The organism is Pseudomonas sp. 43(2021), assembly GCF_017490805.1.
In the GTDB taxonomy this organism is placed as follows: Bacteria; Pseudomonadota; Gammaproteobacteria; order Pseudomonadales; family Pseudomonadaceae; genus Aquipseudomonas.
In genome coordinates, this window is the sequence record NZ_JAFGYJ010000468.1 from 1 (window position 1) to 459 (window position 459).

Consider the following 459-nt stretch of genomic DNA (forward strand, 5'->3'; position numbering starts at 1 on the left):
CGGCGATGGTGGTCGGGATGGTCGGCGCGGGCGGGATTGGCGTCGTGCTGTACGAGGCGATTCGTTCGTTCAACTATGCGCAGACGGCCGCGCTGCTCGTCATCGTCATCGCGGTCGTGACGCTGATCGACATGAGCTCCGCGTGGCTGCGGGCGAGGGCGATCTGACGCGCGGGGCGGCGCGAGGTGCGCGCGGCGGGCTTGCGATGCGCTCGGGACGTCGAGCGCGCCGCGCGCGCGGCCGCTCGCGGAGGGAAAGAGAAGCCGGCTGCGCACGATGCACGGCCGGCCGTCGTGGCGCACACCGCGCGCGTCGTTCGCGCGGTACGCGCGGAGAAGCCTGCGCTCGGCGGGCGTGCATGCGACGCTCGGCGCGAACGATCGCGCTAGCCGCGCACGGCGAATGCGGCGCGTGCAGCGAAGGTGCCAATTGCATCGCCCGCGACGCCCGCGTCGATCG

The 459-nt window shown here is 73.2% G+C and carries 1 pseudogene; it reads left to right on the plus strand.

Annotated features, from left to right (window positions below):
• Positions 1-167 (plus strand): annotated as a pseudogene (locus J5M71_RS29705) (phosphonate ABC transporter, permease protein PhnE); the annotation flags it as partial.
• Positions 168-459: the final 292 nt, after the last annotated feature.